16 protein-coding genes are annotated in these 19,389 nt (G+C 70.9%); 12 read left to right on the top strand and 4 right to left on the bottom strand.

What is annotated here, in order from left to right:
* Window positions 1–231: 231 nt before the first annotated feature.
* Entirely contained in the window at window positions 232–2,955 is a 2,724-nt protein-coding gene (locus ACIP8W_RS22940) for a bifunctional SulP family inorganic anion transporter/carbonic anhydrase (protein ID WP_402204394.1), read from the bottom strand.
* Window positions 2,956–3,256: 301 nt separating this feature from the next.
* On the opposite strand from ACIP8W_RS22940, the gene ACIP8W_RS22935 reads away from it, so the two are divergent.
* Window positions 3,257–4,513, top strand: a complete 1,257-nt coding sequence (locus tag ACIP8W_RS22935; RefSeq protein WP_402204392.1) for a hypothetical protein — start codon at window positions 3,257–3,259, stop codon at window positions 4,511–4,513.
* Between the two features lie 139 nt (window positions 4,514–4,652).
* Here the strand turns inward: ACIP8W_RS22935 and ACIP8W_RS22930 are convergent, their stop codons facing one another.
* Window positions 4,653–5,639, bottom strand: a complete 987-nt coding sequence (locus ACIP8W_RS22930) for an ATP-binding protein (protein ID WP_401955491.1) — start codon at window positions 5,637–5,639, stop codon at window positions 4,653–4,655.
* Between the two features lie 102 nt (window positions 5,640–5,741).
* Here ACIP8W_RS22930 and ACIP8W_RS22925 point away from each other — a divergent pair, with 102 nt between their 5' ends.
* On the top strand, window positions 5,742–6,620 hold the full coding sequence (locus ACIP8W_RS22925; protein WP_401955492.1) for an oxidoreductase: 879 nt from the start codon (window positions 5,742–5,744) through the stop codon (window positions 6,618–6,620).
* A 371-nt stretch (window positions 6,621–6,991) separates the two neighbouring features.
* Here the strand turns inward: ACIP8W_RS22925 and ACIP8W_RS22920 are convergent, their stop codons facing one another.
* Entirely contained in the window at window positions 6,992–7,828 is an 837-nt protein-coding gene (locus tag ACIP8W_RS22920) for an HAD family hydrolase (RefSeq protein ID WP_401955493.1), read from the bottom strand.
* Between the two features lie 510 nt (window positions 7,829–8,338).
* Between ACIP8W_RS22920 and ssd the strand changes: the two genes are divergently transcribed.
* The 7 genes from ssd (at window position 8,339) to ACIP8W_RS22885 (ending at window position 13,297) form a co-directional block, all read left to right on the top strand.
* Window positions 8,339–9,436 carry a septum site-determining protein Ssd gene (gene ssd, locus ACIP8W_RS22915; protein ID WP_401955494.1) on the top strand — a complete coding sequence of 366 codons (1,098 nt, stop codon included), beginning with the start codon at window positions 8,339–8,341 and terminating at the stop codon, window positions 9,434–9,436.
* A complete protein-coding gene (locus tag ACIP8W_RS22910; RefSeq protein WP_401955495.1) occupies window positions 9,433–10,596 on the top strand; it encodes a TadA family conjugal transfer-associated ATPase in 1,164 nt (387 codons plus the stop codon). The genes ssd and ACIP8W_RS22910 overlap by 4 nt, the downstream gene beginning before the upstream one ends.
* Window positions 10,593–11,450: a type II secretion system F family protein gene (locus ACIP8W_RS22905; protein WP_402204388.1), complete on the top strand. Its 858-nt coding sequence runs from the start codon at window positions 10,593–10,595 to the stop codon at window positions 11,448–11,450. The genes ACIP8W_RS22910 and ACIP8W_RS22905 overlap by 4 nt, the downstream gene beginning before the upstream one ends.
* Window positions 11,447–12,223, top strand: coding sequence for a type II secretion system F family protein (locus ACIP8W_RS22900; protein WP_402204386.1), 777 nt, complete (start codon window positions 11,447–11,449; stop codon window positions 12,221–12,223). The genes ACIP8W_RS22905 and ACIP8W_RS22900 overlap by 4 nt, the downstream gene beginning before the upstream one ends.
* A gap of 123 nt (window positions 12,224–12,346) precedes the next feature.
* Window positions 12,347–12,541 carry a DUF4244 domain-containing protein gene (locus ACIP8W_RS22895; protein ID WP_401955529.1) on the top strand — a complete coding sequence of 65 codons (195 nt, stop codon included), beginning with the start codon at window positions 12,347–12,349 and terminating at the stop codon, window positions 12,539–12,541.
* Entirely contained in the window at window positions 12,528–12,917 is a 390-nt protein-coding gene (locus ACIP8W_RS22890; RefSeq protein WP_401955498.1) for a TadE family type IV pilus minor pilin, read from the top strand. Before ACIP8W_RS22895 ends, ACIP8W_RS22890 begins: the two co-directional genes overlap by 14 nt.
* Window positions 12,914–13,297 (top strand): Rv3654c family TadE-like protein, encoded by a 384-nt coding sequence (locus ACIP8W_RS22885; RefSeq protein WP_401955499.1) that lies wholly within the window; start codon window positions 12,914–12,916, stop codon window positions 13,295–13,297. Before ACIP8W_RS22890 ends, ACIP8W_RS22885 begins: the two co-directional genes overlap by 4 nt.
* Here ACIP8W_RS22885 and ACIP8W_RS22880 read toward each other — a convergent pair.
* A complete protein-coding gene (locus ACIP8W_RS22880) occupies window positions 13,215–15,728 on the bottom strand; it encodes a DEAD/DEAH box helicase (protein ID WP_402204384.1) in 2,514 nt (837 codons plus the stop codon). The genes ACIP8W_RS22885 and ACIP8W_RS22880 overlap by 83 nt on opposite strands.
* Window positions 15,729–15,807: 79 nt before the next feature.
* On the opposite strand from ACIP8W_RS22880, the gene ACIP8W_RS22875 reads away from it, so the two are divergent.
* The 3 genes from ACIP8W_RS22875 to ACIP8W_RS22865 all read left to right on the top strand — a co-directional run bounded on the left by ACIP8W_RS22875 (window position 15,808) and on the right by ACIP8W_RS22865 (window position 19,348).
* Window positions 15,808–16,161, top strand: coding sequence for an STAS domain-containing protein (locus ACIP8W_RS22875; RefSeq protein WP_401955501.1), 354 nt, complete (start codon window positions 15,808–15,810; stop codon window positions 16,159–16,161).
* A 99-nt stretch (window positions 16,162–16,260) separates the two neighbouring features.
* The gene (locus ACIP8W_RS22870; RefSeq protein ID WP_401955502.1) at window positions 16,261–16,713 is read left to right on the top strand and encodes an ATP-binding protein; all 453 of its coding nucleotides are present in this window, start codon (window positions 16,261–16,263) and stop codon (window positions 16,711–16,713) included.
* A gap of 277 nt (window positions 16,714–16,990) precedes the next feature.
* On the top strand, window positions 16,991–19,348 hold the full coding sequence (locus tag ACIP8W_RS22865; RefSeq protein WP_402150438.1) for a sodium-translocating pyrophosphatase: 2,358 nt from the start codon (window positions 16,991–16,993) through the stop codon (window positions 19,346–19,348).
* Window positions 19,349–19,389: the final 41 nt, after the last annotated feature.

Below are 19,389 nucleotides of genomic sequence, written 5' to 3'. Positions count from 1 at the left end.
GGTTGGCCAGGCTTTCGTTGCTCACGACATCTCCCTTTCCCCGGGCGTCTTCCCAGGGCGTCCTATGCGTCCCGGCCATAGCTCATCAGCCGGATGCCGACGTGACAAGGGTCTTCCCCCCCTCATAGTCACTTCGGACCTGTGCGGGGGTCCGGCGGGGTAACGGTCCGCTCCCCCGGGGCGCGTGGGGAAGCGGGCCACACATTCTCACGGATGCGGTACGGGTACGGTTCAGGCGCGCGCCTCCTCGAACGCGGTCGGGGCCACCCGGTTGAACACCTCCTCGTCGCCACCGGGGTCGTGACCGGCGCCGAGACCGTCCGCCAGCAGATACGCCTGGGCCTCCCCGACATGGAAGTACATTCCGTGCAGCTCCAGCCGGCCCTCGGACAGGCCGCGCGCTACCGCTTCATGGGCCCGTAGATTCTCCAACTGCTGGACCACATTGGTCAGACAGAGCTGCTCGACGGCATCGGCGGGCAACCGCCCGGAGATCCTGGCACACGGGTGACGCCGGCTCTTCATCCGCTCCAGGCTGGGCTGCCCGTGGCGCAGCCAGCGGCGCAGCGGAGTCGGGGGCTCCCCGGTGCCGTCGGGCGGGTTCAACAGGGCCTGCATGGCGCCGCATCCCGAGTGCCCGCAGACGGTGATGGACTGCACCCGCAGCACATCCACGGCGTACTCGATCGCCGCGGCCACGGAGTCGTCCGCGCCCGCGGCCTCCGGCAGTGGCACCAGATTGCCCACATTGCGCACGGTGAAGAGATCGCCCGGACCGCTGGAGGTGATCATGCTGGTGACCAGCCGGGAATCGGCGCAGGTGAGGAAGAGCTGCGAGGGCCGCTGGCCTTCGCGTGCCAGCCGCGCCAACTCGCCACGTACCAACGGGGCCGTATTGCGCTGGAAGGAGCTGAGCCCGCTGGCGAGTTGACGGCCCCCCGAGGAACGGACCGGGCCACTACCGGTCCGGGCACCCGCCGGACGGCTGTCCGCCGCTGGGCTGTCCGGCTTCCCGCGAACGGGCTCTCTGTAGGAAGTTTCTCCGTGGGCCGTCTCCCCGTGGCCCGTTTCTCTGTGGCCCGTCTCTCCGATGCCTGTCGATGCCGTGCCGACCGGACCCGCGCCGGAAGACTCCGTAACGGTCCCGGCACCCCCGGAGATCTCCGGGGTCCCCGCAGCCCCTGAGGTCTCTGTCGTACCTGCTGCTGTCTCTTGTTGCTCGACCATGGACTCCCCGACTTCCGGCCGCCCGGCGGCGGACTCGCTGACTCTGGACTCTTCGGTGGTGGACCGCTCGGCGGGATGTTCACCGCAGTGGTGGTTGCGCCAGGGCGTCCAGGGGCGGCAACAGAGCTGGGGCTCGTCGGCGGGCTTGGCGATCCTGCTGCCCGCCCGCCCGGTGAACGAGGCCGTACCCCCCTGCGCGATATGCGCCGTCTGCCAGTCGTGCAGCGCTTCGTACGCCGCGTGGTCCATGAAGGAGCCGTCCAGCTCCACCACGCACGGGGCGTTCTGCGGCACCTGGTGCAGCATCCGGCTGAGCCTCGGCACCGCGAGGAAGGTCAACTGGCCACGGGCGTGTACGCGGTGGACCCCGTCCCGCTCCTCCGTGGTGATCCGGGTCCTGGTCAGCCGGTGCAGCGCGACGGCCACCGCCACCGCGATCCCGATCACGACACCTTCCAGCACCCCGGTGAACACCACGGCGGTCAGCGTCACCGCGTACACCAGCATTTCGCGGTTGCGCCGGATGGTGCGCAGACGGGTGAGGCTGACCATCTGGACCCCGACGACCATCACCAGCGCGGCCAGGGCCGCCAGCGGGATCAGATCGAGCACGGGCACCAGCAGCAGGGCGGCGACCGCGATCCACAGGCCGTGCAGCATCGTCGCGTGTCTGCTCACGCCCCCGGCTGCGACATTGGCGGCGCTGCGCACGGCGACCCCGGTGATGGGGAGCCCGCCGAGCGCGCCGGAGACGACGTTCCCCGCGCCCTGTCCGGCCAGCTCCCGGTCGAGCCGGGCCCGGGGGATCCGGACGGGCGGCTCCTTGCGCGCCGCCGTCAGCTTGTCCACGGCGACCGCCGACAGAAGTGATTCGACGCTGGCGACCAGCGTGACGGTGAGGACGGCGGCGAACAGCCCGAGCACGGGCCCCTCGGGCAGTTCGGGCAGGGCGTGGCTGCTCCAGGAGGGCAGATCGACCCGCTCCAGCCGGATCCCGGCGAGTGCGGCGAGCGCGGTCGCGATGGCCACCGCGGCCAACGCCGCCGGGATTTTCCGTACGGTACGGCCGACGCGCCCCGGAACGCGCGGCCAGAAGAGCAGCATCGCGACCGTCAGGGCGCTCACGGAGAGCGCGCCGGGATGCAGGTCCGCCAACTGGGCCGGCAGACCGCGCACATTGTCGACGGCGGAGCTCTGTGGCGTACCGCCGAGCACGATATGGAGTTGGGCGAGGGCGATGGTGACCCCGATGCCGGCGAGCATGCCGTGCACGATCGCCGGACTGACGGCGAGCGCCGAGCGGGCCACCCGCAGGGCCGCGAGGCCGAGTTGGGCGAGACCGGCGCAGATGGTGATCGCGCAGGTCGTGCGCCAGCCGTACCGCTGGATCAGATCGGCCGTGATGACGGTGAGTCCGGCGGCGGGTCCGCTGACCTGAAGCGGGGTCCCGCCCAGCCTGCCGACGACCAGACCGCCGACCGCGGCGGCCACCAGGCCCGCCTGGAGCGGCGCGCCGGTGGCGAGCGCGATGCCCAGGGAGAGCGGCAGCGCGATCAGGAAGACGGAGATGGAGGCGGACAGATCGCTTCCGGCGATCCGGAAGCGCGGGCGCCCCGGCGGTGGGCCGTGCGGTCTGCGGAAGCGCGGGATCCGGGAGAAACGGGTTCGGGTTTCGGTGGGGGGTGTGGGGGGCGTGAGGTCAGAGCGAGTGGTGACAACGGAAGACATGTTCCCGTCTCCTCCGGGGCAGCGCGGTCGCGGTATGTGGGTCGCGACCGGGGGCACGGCGTGCAGTGGCGGGATGCGTTATTCAACTCTCAGTAAATGGATCGTAATGCAGAGTAAAGACTAGGACATAACTTTTCGGGCAAATGGTGCAAATATTCACTCGGACTGGTGATTAGTAATTTTGTCCGGCTTGTCGTTTATTCATCTCTTCATATGTGGTGCGAGGTTGTCGGTGCTCGGCGCCGTGCCGGCAGTCGCCGCTCGGCACTTCGGTACTGAACCTGAAGGAAGAGGTGGGCGGATGCTGGCCGCCACACAGAGAATCGCCTTCGGCGCCGCCGTCGTGGCGCTCGCCGCAGGCCTCGCCGGATGCTCCGGCTCCGGAGCGCCGGAGGCCCAGAAGGGCGCCCCCGGGGCGAAGAAGGCCCCCGGCGCCCCGAAGGAAGCGGTGCGGCTCATCGGTGACGGCTCCACCGCGTTCACCGGACTCCAGCCGCACATGACCACGCCGCGGAAGCTGAAGCCGGGCCAGAAACCCCCGCAGTTCGTGGTGTTCTCCTGGGACGGCGCGGGCGAGGACAGCCAGAAGCTCTTCTCCCACTTCCGGGGCGTGGCCAAGAAGTACGACGCGAAGATGACGTACTTCCTGAGCGGTGTCTATCTGCTCCCCGAGGAGAAGGCCAAGCTGTACGACCCGCCGCAGCACTTGGCCGGCAGCTCGGACATCGGCTTCAACGACGCCGTGGGAATCAAGGACACCCTGCGGGAGGTGCGCGCGGCCTGGCTGGAGGGCAATGAGATCGGCACCCACTTCAACGGCCACTTCTGCGGCAAGGACGGCGGGGTCGGCACCTGGTCCGTCGAGGAGTGGAAGAGCGAGCTGAGCCAGGCCAAGTCCTTCGTCAAGAACTGGAAGACCAACGCCGGTCTGCCGAACGAGGCGCCGCTGCCCTTCGACTACGACAAGGAGCTGATCGGCGGCCGGACCCCCTGCCTGGAAGGGCAGAAGAACATGATGCTGGCGGCCCGGACGATGGGCTTCCGCTACGACTCCAGCGGCATCGGCAACCAGGTCTGGCCGAAGAAGACCGAGGGTCTCTGGGATCTGCCGCTCCAGTTGGTCCCGGTGCCGGGCCGCGAGTTCGAGACGCTCGCGATGGACTACAACTTCATGTACAACCAGTCGGGAACGGTCAAGGGCGATCCGGACCAGCACGAGTACTGGGGCGATCAGATGCGTGACGGCCTGATCCAAGCTTTCGACCGCGCGTACGAGGGGAACCGTGCCCCGCTGATCATCGGCAACCACTTCGAATCCTGGAACGGCGGCACGTACATGCGCGCCGTCGAAGAGACGATCGCGGCGGTCTGCGTCCAGAAGGACGTCCAGTGCGTGACGTTCCGCCAACTCGCCGACTGGCTGGACGCGCAGGACCCGGCGACCCTGAAGAAACTGCGCACCCTCGACGTCGGAGAAGCCCCCAAGAACGGCTGGCCGGCCTTCACCACCACCGCCGCCTCACCGGCACCCCCGGTCTCCCACGCCGAGAAGCACTGACAACAACCCCCAGCCCCCCGCCGCCGGGCCCCCGCCGGGCGGCGCCGGGGCGGTCTTCCGGTTTCGGGGCGCTGCGCCGGACTCCGTCCGTCGGGTGACGGCGGGCGGCCGGCGCGTCTTCCGGGCCCGGCTTTGTCCGTCAGGTGGGTTGGGGTACGGCGTGGGCTTCGCTGAGCACGAAGGCGGGGTCGACCTGCGATGCCAGGTCGATGCCCGTCTTCGCGTTGCCCCAGCTCTCGGCGTTCCTGAGGTGGAAGTGGACCATCTGATGGGTGTACCGCTCCCAGTCGCGGTGTTCGTACGAGTCCTCGGCCGCGTCCTGGAGGGTCTGGAGCGCGCAGCGGTTGTCCGCCTCCAGTAGTTCGAAGCGGGCGGGGCGGCCCTTCTCCATCGCGCGGACCCAGTCCGAGTGTCCGACCGTGACGAGCAGGTCGTCGCCCACCTCCTCGCGGAGGAAGTCCAGGTCGTCCTGGCCCTGTACCTTGTTGCCGACGACCTTCAACGAGACGCCGTAGTCCCGCGCGTACTCCTTGTACTGGCGGTAGACGGACACCCCCTTACGGGTCGGCTCCGCCACCAGGAACGTCATGTCGAACCGGGTGAACATCCCCGAGGCGAACGAGTCCGACCCCGCTGTCATGTCGACGACCACATATTCGTCGGGTCCGTCGACCAGATGGTTGAGGCACAGTTCGACCGCGCCGACCTTGGAGTGGTAGCAGGCGACCCCGAGGTCGGCCTCGGTGAAGGGGCCCGTGGCCATCAGACGGATATCGCCGTCATCGAGCCGGACCGTACGCGCGCAGGCCTCGTACACCGGATTGTTCTCGGCGACACGGAGCAGCCGTGACCCTTCGCCCGGCGGGGTCGTCTTGATCATCGCGTCGGCGGAGGCGATCCGCGGATTGCTGCCCCGCAGATAGTCCTTGATCAGGGGCAGATGCGCCCCCATCGCGGGCAGCGCGGCGGCCTCCGCCTCGTCGAGGCCGAGCGCGGCCCCGAGGTGCTGATTGATATCGGCGTCCACCGCGACGACGGAGGCTTCGTTGGCGGTCAGATGACGGATGAAAAGCGAGGACAGCGTGGTTTTGCCACTGCCGCCCTTGCCCACGAAAGCGATCTTCATGTTCACGTAGCGTAGTGGTAGTTTCGCGCAAGGTGAGGGGCTTCCGTGAGGAAGACCACTCCAAGGTGGGACGCGGGTCCCGGGCGCGTAGCCTCCTTACTTATGAGTACGACTGCCTCCGCCGTCCCCTCCGCGCCGCGACCGGAGGACCCCCTGGTCGCGCTGGCCGCCCTGCCGGGCGTTCCGGACGCGGTGGATTCCATGCGCAAGGCCGTCGACCGCGTCTATGGCCACCGGGTGATGCGGCGGCGCAGCAGCGAGGTCACCTCGGAGGCCGCCCTGCGTGCCGCGCGTGGCTCCGCGGCGCTGTCCGGCGCCGACTGGGCGCTCGAAGAGGTGCGCAGGCGCAGCGACTTCGGCTCGGAGGCCGAGGCCCGTACGGTCGGCGCGGCTCTGCGGCTGAACGCCGAGGCCGGTCAACTCCTCTCCATCTGGGCGCAGTCGCCGGTGCGGGTGCTGGCGAGGCTGCATCTGGTGGCCGCCGGGGGGGCGGGTGTCGACGATGTGACGGTGGGGCGGCCCCGGCTGGCGGGCGAACCGGTCGTGGAGACACCCGGTGCGGAAGGGGTCGATCCGCTCGCCGGGGCCCCACTGCTCGGCGCGGGCGAGGTGGCGGGGCGGCTGGGCGGACTGTCGCGGCTGGTGGTCGCGGCGAGTTCGGCGCCGGCGCTGGTGAAGGCGGCGGTGGTGCACGGTGAGCTGCTGGCGCTGCGCCCGTTCGGCTCGTACAACGGGCTGGTGGCGCGGGCGGCCGAGCGGATCGTACTGATCAGCAGTGGCCTTGATCCCAAGTCGATCTGTCCGGCCGAGGTCGGCCACGCGGAGTTGGGGCGCGCGGCGTACGCGGCGGCGTTCGAGGGCTATCTGTCGGGGACGCCGGACGGTATGTCGGCGTGGATCACCCACTGCGGACACGCGGTCGAGCTGGGGGTACGGGAGTCGACGGCGGTCTGCGAGGCACTCCAGCGCGGCGCCGCCTGAGCGGGACCCGGGCCGGGCCGGCTTCGGGCAGAGTTGCGGCGGCGCCCCGTATGGGCACCGCCGCTGGCATGTCCGTCGAGTTACCAAGCGTCCTCGTTGTATTGCCCATCAGGTCGGGTACTTTGCCCGTCGCCTGGTGCGGCTGGCCCGTAATCGACGGGTCGACGTCGCGTGGGTGCTCGGCTTCCATGCTCGGTCCGTGGGGCCTGGTGCGTAAAAGGTGATCCTCTCGGATGTCCTTGGTCTCGCGGGCCGTTGAGTCCTTTGTACTCCTGTCCGCGGGGATGCGGAACCCCTCGCTTCAGTTCTTTACTTTTATCTTCAAATAGGGGCAAAGGGTGCGGGCGGGGAATGGGGGGCGTGGGCCGGGGTCAGAGGGGCGGGGGCTGCCTGTGCCGGCTCGCGTACCAGACCAGCCCGGCGGTCACGGCGGCCGCGCCCATCGCCGCCGCCGCGAGCAGCGCCGGTCGTGGCGGCATGGAGAAGGCGGGCAGCCGCTGCTTCAGTCGAACGGGTCGGCTGAAGACGAGAACCGGCCATCCGCGGGCCGTCGCCTCGCGGCGCAGCGCGCGGTCCGGGTTGACCGCGTGGGGGTGGCCGACCGATTCGAGCATCGGCACATCGGTGATGGAGTCGCTGTACGCGTAGCAGCGGGACAGGTCGTATCCCTCGGACGCGGCGAGGGTCTTGACCGCCTCGGCCTTGGTCGGCCCGTACGCGTAGTACTCCACTTCGCCCGTGAAGCAGCCGTCAGCGCCGACGACCATCCGGGTGGCCACGACCCGGTCGGCTCCGAGCAATTCGCCGATCGGCTCGACCACCTCGGCGCCGGAGGTGGAGACGATCACCACATCACGTCCGGCGATGTGGTGGTTCTCGATGAGGGAGGCCGCCTCGTCGTAGATGATCGGGTCGATCAGGTCGTGCAGGGTCTCGGCGACGATCTCTTTGACCTGCTGGACGTTCCAGCCTTTGCAGAGCGCGGAGAGATACTCCCGCATCCGCTCCATCTGGTCGTGATCGGCGCCTCCCGCGAGGAAGACGAACTGCGCGTATGCGGTTCGCAGTACGGCGCGGCGGTTGATCAGGCCGCCTTGATAGAAGGACTTGCTGAAGGTCAACGTCGATGACTTCGCAATGACCGTCTTGTCCAGGTCAAAGAAGGCTGCTGTGCGCGGCAAGGAGTGGTTTTCCACGAGGCAGAGCATATGCGCCCACCATTCGGCGTAAGCTCTGTCGCGTGGGTTTGCCTGAGAAGGCTCTCGGGTACACCATGGAAGTCACGGATCGTTCGCGACCGTGCTAACCCGGTCCGGCTCCTCCCCCCCCCGAGTCGGCCGAGGGACGACCCCCGCTCTCCCCCCCGGCGGGGGTCGTCGCATGTCCGGACGCGTTTCGGCTCTCGAACCATGTCGTCCTCCCTTTCCGTGCCTTGGTGCGCGATGTCTCTCCACCCAGCATGCCCGTCACTCTGCGTGGTTGATGTGCTGCGCTCCGGAAGTCACCGGTATGAGCTACCGGGATATTCACAACCGATGAGTTGTCCACAGTTTTCAAGCAAGATCCACAAGATTTCCCGTTCTCCCGCAAGGTGATTCCGGCCGCGAAGTTCGCGGCAGCCGGAATGACGGATACCGGATCAGTGCGAGATCGCTGAGAGAAGCGCTCGGATACCGGATCAAGACAGGGATTAGGGGGCGGAGATTGTGGCTGGATCCATGACATCCGATCGGTCACCCGTGGCCGGGGAACGCTGCGCGGGACCGTTGATCGTCACCGAGGACGTGGAGTTGCTCGACGATCTGCTGCGGTTGTGTGCCGCGGCCGGTGCCGAGCCGGAGGTGCACCATCGGGTGCCGGAGCGGAAGGGGAGCTGGGAGGACGCGCCGATGGTCCTCGTGGGGGACGACGCGGCAGCCCGCTGCCGGGGCGTCTCCCGCAGGCGGGGGGTGATGCTCGTCGGGCGGGACCAGGACGACCCGGACGTATGGCGGCGTGCGGTGGAGATCGGCGCCGAGTGTGTGCTGCGGCTGCCCGACGCGGAGGGCTGGCTCGTCGACCGGCTCGCGGACGCCGCCGAGGGGGTGGGCAGGCCGGCGCTCACCGTCGGAGTGATCGGCGGACGCGGTGGCGCGGGAGCCTCCACACTGGCCTGCGCCCTCGCGGTCACCGCGGCGCGGGGCGGCCGGCGCACGATGCTCATCGACGGGGACCCGCTCGGCGGCGGACTCGATGTGCTGCTCGGCGGAGAGCAGACCGAAGGTAGACGCTGGCCGGATTTCGCTGTCTCCAAGGGGCGCGTCGCGGGCGGTGCGCTGGAGGAGTCGCTGCCCCGCCTCCATCAGCTGCGGGTGCTCAGCTGGGATCGCGGCGACTCCGTACTCGTCAGGCCGGAGGCCATGAGGTCCGTGCTGGCCGCCGCCCGTCGGCGCGGCGGTGTGGTGGTCGTGGATCTCCCGCGGCGGGTGGACGAGGCCGTGGCGGAGGCTCTGGCCCAGCTGGATCTGGGGCTGCTGGTGGTCCCCGCCGAGCTGCGGGCCGTCGCGGCGGCCGGCCGGGTGGCCTCGATGGTGGGCATGGTCCTCCCGGACCTGCGGGCGGTGGTCCGCGGTCCGTACGCGGCGGGGCTGGACGAACAGTGGATCGCCGACGCCCTCGGGCTCCCGCTGGCGGGTGAACTCCCCCTGGAGCCGGGGCTGGCGCAGGACCAGGACGGCGGAGTGCCACCGGGATCCCGGGTGCGCGGGCCGCTCGCCGCGTTCTGTGCGGCTTTCTGGGAGCGGGCGTTCGCCGAGGAAGGAAGTGTGCCGGCATGAGCGCGATGACCACGGCGGGCGGGCTGCTGGACGCCGTACGGCAGCAGCTCGCGGAGAGCGGGGCCGACCCGACACCGGCGAAGGTGGCGGCGGCGTTGCGGGCCCGGGGACGGCTGCTGGGGGACTCGGAGGTGCTGGGCGCCGCCGAGGAGCTGAGGTGCGAGCTGGTGGGCACGGGGCCGCTGGAGCCGCTGCTCGCCGACCCCGCGGTGACCGATGTGCTGGTATCGGCGCCCGACCGGGTGTGGGTGGACCGGGGAAGCGGCCTCGAACGGACCGCTGTCTCGTTCCCGGACGCAGCCTCCGTACGGAGGCTGGCCCAGCGGCTCGCCGCCGTGGCCGGGCGACGGCTGGACGACGCCCGGCCCTGGGTGGACGCCCGGCTGCCCGACGGGACCCGGATGCACGCGGTGCTGCCGCCGGTGGCGGTCGGTTCCACGTATCTGTCGCTGCGGGTGGTGCGGCCCAAGGCGTTCTCCCTGGCCGAGCTGGTCGCGGCGGGGACGGTGCCGCCGGGAGGGGAGAAGGTGCTGCGGGCGCTGATCGAATCGCGGCTGTCCTTCTTGATCAGTGGCGGCACGGGGACAGGAAAAACCACACTGCTCTCGAGTCTGCTCGGCCTGGTCGGAGCGCGCGAGCGGATCGTACTGGCCGAGGACTCGGCCGAGTTGAGGCCCGACCATCCGCATGTGGTCCGGCTGGAGGGCCGCCCGGCCAACCAGGAGGGGGCCGGTCTGGTGACCCTGCGGGACCTGGTCCGCCAGGCGCTGCGGATGCGGCCCGACCGGCTGGTCGTCGGAGAGGTCCGGGGGCACGAGGTGACGGAATTGCTGGCCGCTCTCAATACCGGGCACGAAGGTGGCTGCGGCACTGTTCATGCCAATACCGCGGCGGACGTTCCCGCGCGGCTGGAGGCCCTGGGGACGGCCGCCGGTCTCGACCGGGCCGCGCTGCACAGCCAGTTGGCGGCGGCTCTGGCGGCCGTGATCCATCTCGTGCGGGACCGTGACGGGCGGCGCAGGATCGCCGAGGTGCATGTGCTGGAGCGGGACGCGGCGGGGCTGGTGGTGCCGGTGCCCGCGCTGCGCTGGGGCGCGGAGGCATTCGCGTACGAGCGGGGCTGGCCACGGCTGCTGACGCTGGTCGGAGGTGTGCTGTGACGGCGGTGTCGACGGCCGTCGCCGGGGCGGCGGCGGTGTGTGCCGGGGGCGCGGGCTGGCTGCTGGCGGGCCATGAGCGAGGGGCGCGGCGGGCGGGACTGCTGTTCGCGCGGGGTGCCGGGGCGCCGCCCTGGGAACGGTGGCCGTCGAGGGCGCGCGGCTGGGCGCTGAGGCTGGGCGGGCAGTGGTGGTGCCTGCCACCGGCGGTGCTGCTCGCGGTGGCGGGCGAGTCGGTGCTGCCGCTGATCGGGGGCGCGTTGGCGGTGCCGCTGGTGGGGCGGCGGCTGCGGGCCCGAGGGTTGAGGAAGGCGCGGGAGCTCCGGGCCGAGGGGGTCGTCGCGCTGTGCGGGGCGGCCGCCGGTGAGCTGAGAGCTGGTCTGCAGCCCGTTCCGGCGCTGCTGGCCGCCGCGGGGGCGACCGGTGGGCTGGGCGGCGCCGAGGCGTCGGTGCTCGCGGCGGCGCGGTTCGGCGGTGATGTGCCCGGCGCGCTGCGTGAGGCGGCGCGCGAGCCGGGCGCCGACGGCCTTGTGGGGCTCGCGGCCTGCTGGCGGGTGGCCGTGGACGGCGGGGCAGGGCTGGCCGCCGGACTGGACCGGCTGGAGGCGGCGCTACGGGCGGAGAAGGACCAGCGCGAAGGGTTACGGGCCCAGTTGGCGGGGGCCTGGTCGACGGTGGTGGTTCTCGCGCTCCTTCCGGTGGTGGGTCTGCTGATGGGCTGGGCGCTGGGCGCGGATCCGCTGCGGGTGCTGTTGCACACCCCGGCGGGGCTGGGATGCCTGGTGGTCGGCGGGCTGCTGGAGGGTGTGGGCCTGTGGTGGGCCGCCCGTGTCGTACGGACGGGGGAGGCGGCATGACCGGGGCGTTCACCCCGCTGCCGTGGGCGGTGGGTCCGTCGCTCGCCGCCGTCTGGGCTCTGGGCCTCGCGGTGGTGGCCGGGCGGCGTGAACGGCGGGCGCGCGGGCGGCTGGTGGCCCTGCTGGGGGCGGGGCACAGGCGGCGCCGTCCGCCCCTGCCGGTGGCGCGGTGGGCGCGGTGCTGGGGTCCGCCGCTGGGGGCGGTGATCGTCGGCTGGGCGCTGGTGGGCGGGGTGGCGGGCTGGGCGGTGGGGTGCGCCGGGGCGTACGGGGTCCGTCGCTGGCTGCGGACCAGGGCGCCGGACGCCGCCGCCAGGACCGGGGCCGAGGAGGTGGCGCGGCAGCTTCCGCTGGCCGCCGATCTGCTGGCCGCCTGTGTCACGGCGGGGGCGGGGCCGCGCGAGGCGGCGGAGGCGGTCGGGGAGTCGCTGGGCGGTCCCGTCGGTGACGGGTTGGCGCGGACGGCGGCCGAGCTGCGGCTCGGCGGCGAACCGGCCGAGGTGTGGGGGAGGTTCGGCCGGATACCGGGCGCGGCGGGGCTGGCCCGCTGTCTGGAGCGGGCCGGTGCCACGGGGGCGCCCGCCGCGGAGCCCGTGACCAGGCTGGCCGAAGGCTTCAGGGCCGAGCGGTCCCGTAACGCCGTGGCGCGGGCGCAGCGCGCCCAAGTGCTGATCACCGCGCCGGTGGGGCTCTGCTTTCTGCCCGCCTTTCTCGCGGTGGGGGTGGCGCCGGTGGTCATCGGCCTGGCGGGCGGGCTGCTGAACGGCGGCTGATCCTTCGGCGGTGTCTTGAACGATTCCTCTTTCAACTTCCCTTTCAACTTCTCTTTCGACCAGCTTCATTCAGCTCATTTCGGCTATTTCTGCGGGGAGACCGGCATGTGGATGACGACACGGATGTGGACCCGGCGAACGCGGCGCGGGTGGCTGCGCCGGGTGCGTACCGATACGGGAATGACAACGGCCGAGTACGCGATGGGCACCATCGCCGCCTGCGCGTTCGCGGCGGTGCTCTACAAGGTGGTGACGAGCGGGGCGGTCTCGGGCGCGTTGCAGTCGATGATCGGGAAGGCGCTCGATGCGCAGTTCTGAGGCGGATCGGGGGTCCGTGACGGCGGAGGCCGCCGTGGCGGTGCCGGCGCTGGTGGTGTTCACGATGGCCCTGGTCTGGGCGCTGACGGCGGCCTCCGCACAGATCCAGTGCGTGGACGCGGCGAGAGCGGGCGCGAGAGCGGCCGCCAGATCGGAGCCACGGGCCCTCGCGGTGGCCGCCGCCCGTTCGGCGGCCCCGGCAGGCGCCAGGGTCGTCCTGGGGCGTACGGACGGTCTGTGGCGGGTGCGGGTGGAGGCGCCCACGCCGGGGCCCGGCGCGCTGGCCCTGACGCTCACGGCGGAGGCGGTGGCGCCCGCGGAGGACATCCCGGTCGCGGACGCCGGTGGGCCGGGGGCCGCGGAGTTCGCGCCATGACCCGGGACCGGGGGTCGGCGACGGTATGGGTGGCCCTGGCGGCGGCCGCGATGTGCGCGGTGTTCGCGGTGGTGCTCGCCATGGGGCAGGCGGTCGTCGTACGGCACCGGGCGGGCGCCGCGGCGGACCTGGCGGCCCTCGCCGCGGCCGATCACGCGCTCCTGGGGCCTGCCGCGGCCTGTGGCCGGGCGGCCGGGGTGGCGGCGGCCCAGGGGGCGGAGGTGGTGCGCTGCGCGCTGAGCGGGCAGATCGCGGACGTCACGGCGCGGGTGGCCTTCGGACCGTACACGCCCACGGTCAGGGCGCGGGCGGGCCCGTGGTCCGAGCAGGCTCCGGAGCCCGTCCCGCCTCCGGTCCGGGAGTCCCGGGCGCCGACCTGAGCAGCTCGGTCAGCAGCTGTACGGCGCCGCGCTTGTGCAGGGGTTCGTTGCCGTTGCCGCACTTGGGTGACTGGACACAGGACGGGCAGCCCGCCTCGCACTCGCAGGAGGCGATGGCCTCACGGGTGGCGGTGAGCCACTCGCGGGCGGTCCGGAAGGCCCGCTCCGCGAACCCGGCCCCGCCGGGGTGGCCGTCGTACACGAAGACCGTCGGCAGCAGGGTGTCCGGGTGGAGGGGGACGGAGACGCCGCCGATGTCCCAGCGGTCGCAGGTGGCGAAGAGCGGCAGCATGCCGATGGAGGCGTGTTCGGCGGCGTGCAGCGCGCCGCCCAGCTGCTCGGGGTTGACGCGGGCCGCGTCGAGCTGGTCCTCGGTGACCGTCCACCACACGGCTCGGGTGCGCAGGGTGCGTGGTGGCAGATCGAGTCTGCTCTCGCCGAGCACTTCGCCGGTGATGAGTCTGCGGCGGAGGAAGGAGACGACCTGGTGGGTGACCTCGACGGAGCCGAAGCAGAGGCGCCCGTCGCCCCAGGGGACCTCGGTGTCGGTTTCGAGGACGGAGAGGGCGGTGGTGTCGCGGGCGGTGGTGGAGTACGGCGGGTTCGCCTCCTCGACCAGGGCGACGGAATCCGTGAGGTTCAGCTCGCGCACCAGATAGGTGCGGCCCTGGTGGAGGTGGACGGCGCCCTCGTGGACGGAGGCGTGGGAGGCGGGTTCGTCGACGGTGCCCAGCAACCGGCCCGTGTCCGCCTCGACGATCTGGACGGGACGGCCGCCCTCACCCCGGATGTCGGCCAGGTCGGCGGCCCGTTCGCGGCGGGTCCAGTACCAGCCGGAGGCGCGGCGGCGCAGCAGTCCGGCGGTCTCCAGCTGCGGGAGCAGCCCGGGGGCGGCCGGGCCGAAGAGGGGCAGATCGTCCTCGGTGAGGGGAAGTTCGGCGGCGGCGGCGCACAGATGGGGGGCGAGGACATACGGGTTGTCAGGGTCGAGGACGGTGGATTCGACGGGCTGCTGGAACAGGGCCTCGGGGTGGTGGACGAGGAAGGTGTCCAGCGGATCGTCCCGGGCGATCAGGATGGCCAGCGCACCCTGCCCGGAGCGGCCCGCGCGGCCCGCCTGCTGCCACAGGGAGGCGCGGGTCCCGGGGTAGCCGGCGATCAGGACGGTGTCCAGCCCCGAGACGTCGATGCCCAGCTCCAGGGCGGTGGTGGCGGCGAGGCCGAGGAGCTCGCCGGAGTGCAGGGCGGTCTCCAGGGCGCGGCGTTCCTCGGGGAGGTAGCCGCCGCGATAGGCGGCGACGCGGCGGGCCAGGGCGTGGTCCACCTCGGCCAGGCGTTCCTGGGCGATGACGGCGACGAGTTCGGCGCCGCGCCGGGACCGTACGAAGGCGACCGTACGGGCGCCCTGGACGGTCAGGTCGGTGAGGAGGTCGGCGGTCTCCGCGGTCGCGGAGCGGCGGACGGGGGCGCCCTTCTCGCCGGTCAGGTCGGTGAGCGGGGGCTCCCAGAGGGCGAAGACCAGCTCGCCGCGCGGGGAGGCGTCGTCGGCGACCTCGTGGACGGGCAGTCCGGTGAGACGGCCGGCCGCCGCCGCGGGGGCGGCGGCGGTGGCGGAGGCGAGGAGGAAGACCGGGTCTGACCCGTAACGGGCGCAGACGCGGCGGAGCCGGCGCAGCACCTGGGCGACGTGCGAGCCGAAGACGCCCCGGTAGGTGTGGCACTCGTCGATGACGACATAGCGCAGGGAGCGCAGGAAGGAGGCCCAGCGGGGGTGGGACGGGAGTATGCCCCGGTGCAGCATGTCCGGGTTGGTCAGCACGTAGTTGGCGTACTGCCGGACCCATTCGCGCTTCTCGACGGGGGTGTCGCCGTCGTAGACGGCGGGGCGCACCCGGTTGCCGAGCGGGGCCGCGAGGGCCTTGACGGCGCGGCACTGGTCGGCGGCGAGGGCCTTCGTCGGGGCGAGGTAGAGCGCGGTCGTGCCCCGGCCGTTGGGCGCTTCCGAGCCGTCGAGGAGCGTGGTGAGTACGGGGGCGAGGTAGGCCAGGGACTTCCCGGAGGCGGTGCCGGTGGCGATGACGACGGACTCGCCGTCCAGGGCATGCTCGGCGGCGGTCGCCTGATGGGTCCACGGATGGTCGATCCCGGCCCGTTGAATGGCGTTGATCACTTCCGCGCGGATGCGATCGGGCCAGACCGCATGACGACCCTCTCGCGGGGGCAGGTGCTCCGTATGGGTGATGCGCGCAGCACGGTCCGCCCCCGTGGCGAGCCGGTCGAGGACGATACGGGGAGAGGGCCGGTTGCCCCCGCTCTGCGGGGGTCCACCGGCGCGGTGATTCCTGGCCATCGGCACCGAGTCTGTCACTGGTGTGACGGACAATGGTCCGAAGGCGTCGTACATGACTGCCGGTAAGTGATTGAATGCCATCGCGGCTGGCGATACGTCCCCTGGCTCCGTCGGGGAGACCCGAGGGGCGACCGCTCGATAGCAAGGTGCTGGAGGATCCGTGGACCTGTCCCTGTCGACTCGCAATGTGTCCGGCCCTGGTGGCGACCGTATGGTCGTCGAGGTCGGTGGCGAGATTGATGTGTATACCGCGCCCAAGCTGCGCGAGCAGTTGGTCGAGTTGGTGAACGACGGCTGCTACCACCTGGTAGTCGACATGGAGGGCGTGGACTTCCTGGACTCGACGGGTCTCGGTGTGCTCGTCGGTGGGCTGAAGCGTGTGCGTGCCCATGATGGTTCGCTGCGTCTGGTCTGCAACCAGGAACGCATTCTCAAGATCTTCCGGATCACCGGTCTGACCAAGGTGTTCCCGATTCACCAGACGGTCGACGAGGCCGTATCGGCCACCGACTGAGGTCGGTGGCGGTCTTCCGGAAGAGAGGCAGAGGCACCGGGCGTTCCGCCCGGGTGCCCCCGCCCGAGTTTGCACGCTCATACGTTCGAGGGGGATCGCATGGCCACCGTTGAACTCCGCTTCAGTGCCCAGCCCGAACACGTCAGGACGGCCCGTCTGGTGGCGGCCGCCGTGGCGCGCCGGGCAGGCGTCGACGAAGCTGTGTTGGACGAGGTCAGACTCGCGGTCGGCGAGGCATGCAGCCGGGCTGTCGGCCTGCATCGCAGCCATGGCATCACCGCCCCGGTGAGAGTCGCGCTGATCGAGGAGGAGAAGGCGTTCTCCATCGAGGTCGGCGACGGGGTGACCGGCGCGGGCAGTGGTGGCGCCGGGACCTCGGACGGCGGTGGGGGAGCCTCCTCGGGCGATTCCTACGACGGCGACGCCGAGGGCGAGGACGAGATGGGGCTCGCGGTCATCAGCGGACTCGTCGACGATGTGGAAGTCACCTCGGGCGACGACGGCGGTGTGATCCGGATGAGCTGGCCGACCATCGCGACCGCCCCCTCATGAATTGACTCGAATGGGTGATCCATTCACCGGAAAGGCCCTGCCGAGCAGGGTCTTTCTTGTTTTACCGGATCTCTCCCGGATCTCTCCCGGGTCGTCGCCGGGCTTCCCTCGCCGGGCTTATCCGGATCTTGCCAAGGTTCTTCCCCGGATTTTTATCGGGTCTTTTATCGGGTCATTTTCCGTTCGCTTCCGGATTACTTGTGGCGCACCGGTGTTTTGATCGTCTTTCGCTCCCTACAATCCGTCCATCCTGAACGCTGAGCGTCAAGGAGGACGAATGGCGGGATACTTCGATCCACAACTGTCCGAGCACCCCACCTCTCTCGCTGCCGTGGTACTCACGGACGACAACCGGCTGATCGTGATCGCCGTCGCCGTTGTGGCGCTGGCCGCCCTGGTCGTCGCCCAGCTGCTGGTACGTCAGGTGCTGGCTGCCGACGAGGGCACCGATTCGATGAAAGAGATCGCGGCCGCTGTGCAGGAGGGCGCGAATGCCTATCTGGCCCGGCAGTTGCGTACCCTCGGCGTTTTCGCCGTTGTGGTGTTCTTTCTGCTGATGGCGCTGCCGGCCGACAACTGGTCGCAGCGCGCCGGGCGTTCGCTCTTCTTCCTGGTGGGTGCGGGATTTTCGGCGGCCACCGGTTACATCGGCATGCGTCTCGCCGTACGCAGCAATGTGCGGGTGGCCGCGGCGGCGCGGGCGGCGACGCCTGCCGAGGGCGAACCGGAAAAGGATCTGACCGAGGTTTCCCACCGAGCCATGAGAATCGCCTTCCGTACGGGCGGTGTGGTCGGCATGATCACGGTGGGCCTCGGCCTGCTCGGCGCCTCCTGCGTGGTCCTCGTCTACGCAGCCGACGCGCCCAAGGTGCTGGAGGGGTTCGGTCTCGGCGCCGCGCTGATCGCCATGTTCATGCGGGTCGGCGGCGGTATCTTCACCAAGGCGGCGGACGTCGGCGCCGATCTGGTCGGCAAGGTGGAACAGGGCATCCCCGAGGACGATCCGCGCAACGCCGCGACCATCGCCGACAACGTGGGCGACAACGTCGGGGACTGCGCGGGCATGGCGGCCGACCTCTTCGAGTCGTACGCCGTGACGCTGGTCGCCGCGCTCATCCTCGGCAAGGCGGCGTTCGGGGACCTCGGACTCGCCTTCCCGCTGATCGTTCCCGCGATCGGGGTGGTCACCGCGATGATCGGCATCTTCGCGGTCGCCCCGAGACGTACCGACCGCAGCGGGATGAGCGCCATCAACCGCGGGTTCTTCATCTCCGCGGTGATCTCGCTCGTGCTGGTGGCCGTGGCGGTCTTCGTCTACCTGCCGTCCTCCTACGCCGCGCTGGACGGGGTCACCGACCCGGCGATCCTCGGCCACAGCGGCGATCCGCGGGTGCTGGCGCTGCTCGCGGTCGCCATCGGCATCGTGCTCGCGGCGCTGATCCAGCAGCTCACCGGCTACTTCACCGAGACCACCCGACGCCCGGTCAGGGACATCGGCAAGTCGGCGCTGACCGGCCCCGCCACGGTGGTGCTCGCGGGCATCGCCATCGGTCTGGAGTCCGCGGTCTACACCGCGCTGCTGATCGGGCTGGCGGTGTACGGGGCGTTCCTGCTGGGTGGTACATCGATCATGCTCGCCCTCTTCGCGGTGGCACTCGCGGGCACCGGGCTGCTCACCACCGTCGGTGTCATCGTCGCCATGGACACCTTCGGCCCGGTCTCCGACAACGCCCAGGGCATCGCCGAGATGTCCGGCGATGTCCAGGGCGCGGGCGCGCAGGTGCTCACCGACCTGGACGCGGTGGGCAACACCACGAAGGCGATCACGAAGGGCATCGCCATCGCCACGGCGGTGCTCGCGGCGGCGGCGCTCTTCGGCTCGTACCGCGACGCCATCGCCACGGCGGTCGGGGAGGTGGGGGCGCGGGCGGGGGAGCTGACGCTCAGTCTGGACATCTCCCAGCCCAACAACCTGGTGGGGCTGATCCTCGGCTCCGCGGTCGTCTTCCTCTTCTCCGGGCTGGCTATCAACGCGGTGTCCCGGTCGGCCGGGGCGGTGGTCTACGAGGTGCGGCGGCAGTTCCGCGAGCACCCCGGGATCATGGACTACACGGAGAAGCCGGAGTACGGCCGTGTCGTCGACATCTGTACCAAGGACGCGCTGCGGGAGCTGGCCACTCCGGGGCTGCTCGCCGTGCTCACACCGATCGCCGTGGGCTTCTCGCTCGGCGTCGGGGCGCTCGGCTCGTTCCTGGCCGGGGCGATCGGCACCGGCACGCTGATGGCGGTCTTTCTCACCAACTCCGGTGGCGCCTGGGACAACGCCAAGAAGCTCGTCGAGGACGGTCACCACGGCGGCAAGGGGAGCGACGCGCATGCCGCGACGGTCATCGGGGACACGGTCGGCGATCCGTTCAAGGACACGGCGGGTCCCGCCATCAACCCGCTGCTGAAGGTGATGAACCTGGTGGCGCTGCTCATCGCCCCGGCGGTCGTGCGGTTCAGTTACGGGGCCGACGCGAACGCCGCCGTCCGGGCGCTGGTGGTGGTGCTCGCCCTCGGCGTCATCGTCGGCGCGGTGTATGTCTCGAAACGGCGCGCGGTCGTGGTGGAAGACGATACGGTCATGACGTAGATGAAAATCACATCATCGAGGGATGTGATGCGTCATTCCTC

It is taken from the genome of Streptomyces sp. NPDC088554 (assembly GCF_044752945.1).
Taxonomy (GTDB): Bacteria; Actinomycetota; Actinomycetes; order Streptomycetales; family Streptomycetaceae; genus Streptomyces.
This window is presented reverse-complemented; position numbering and strand designations above follow the sequence as displayed.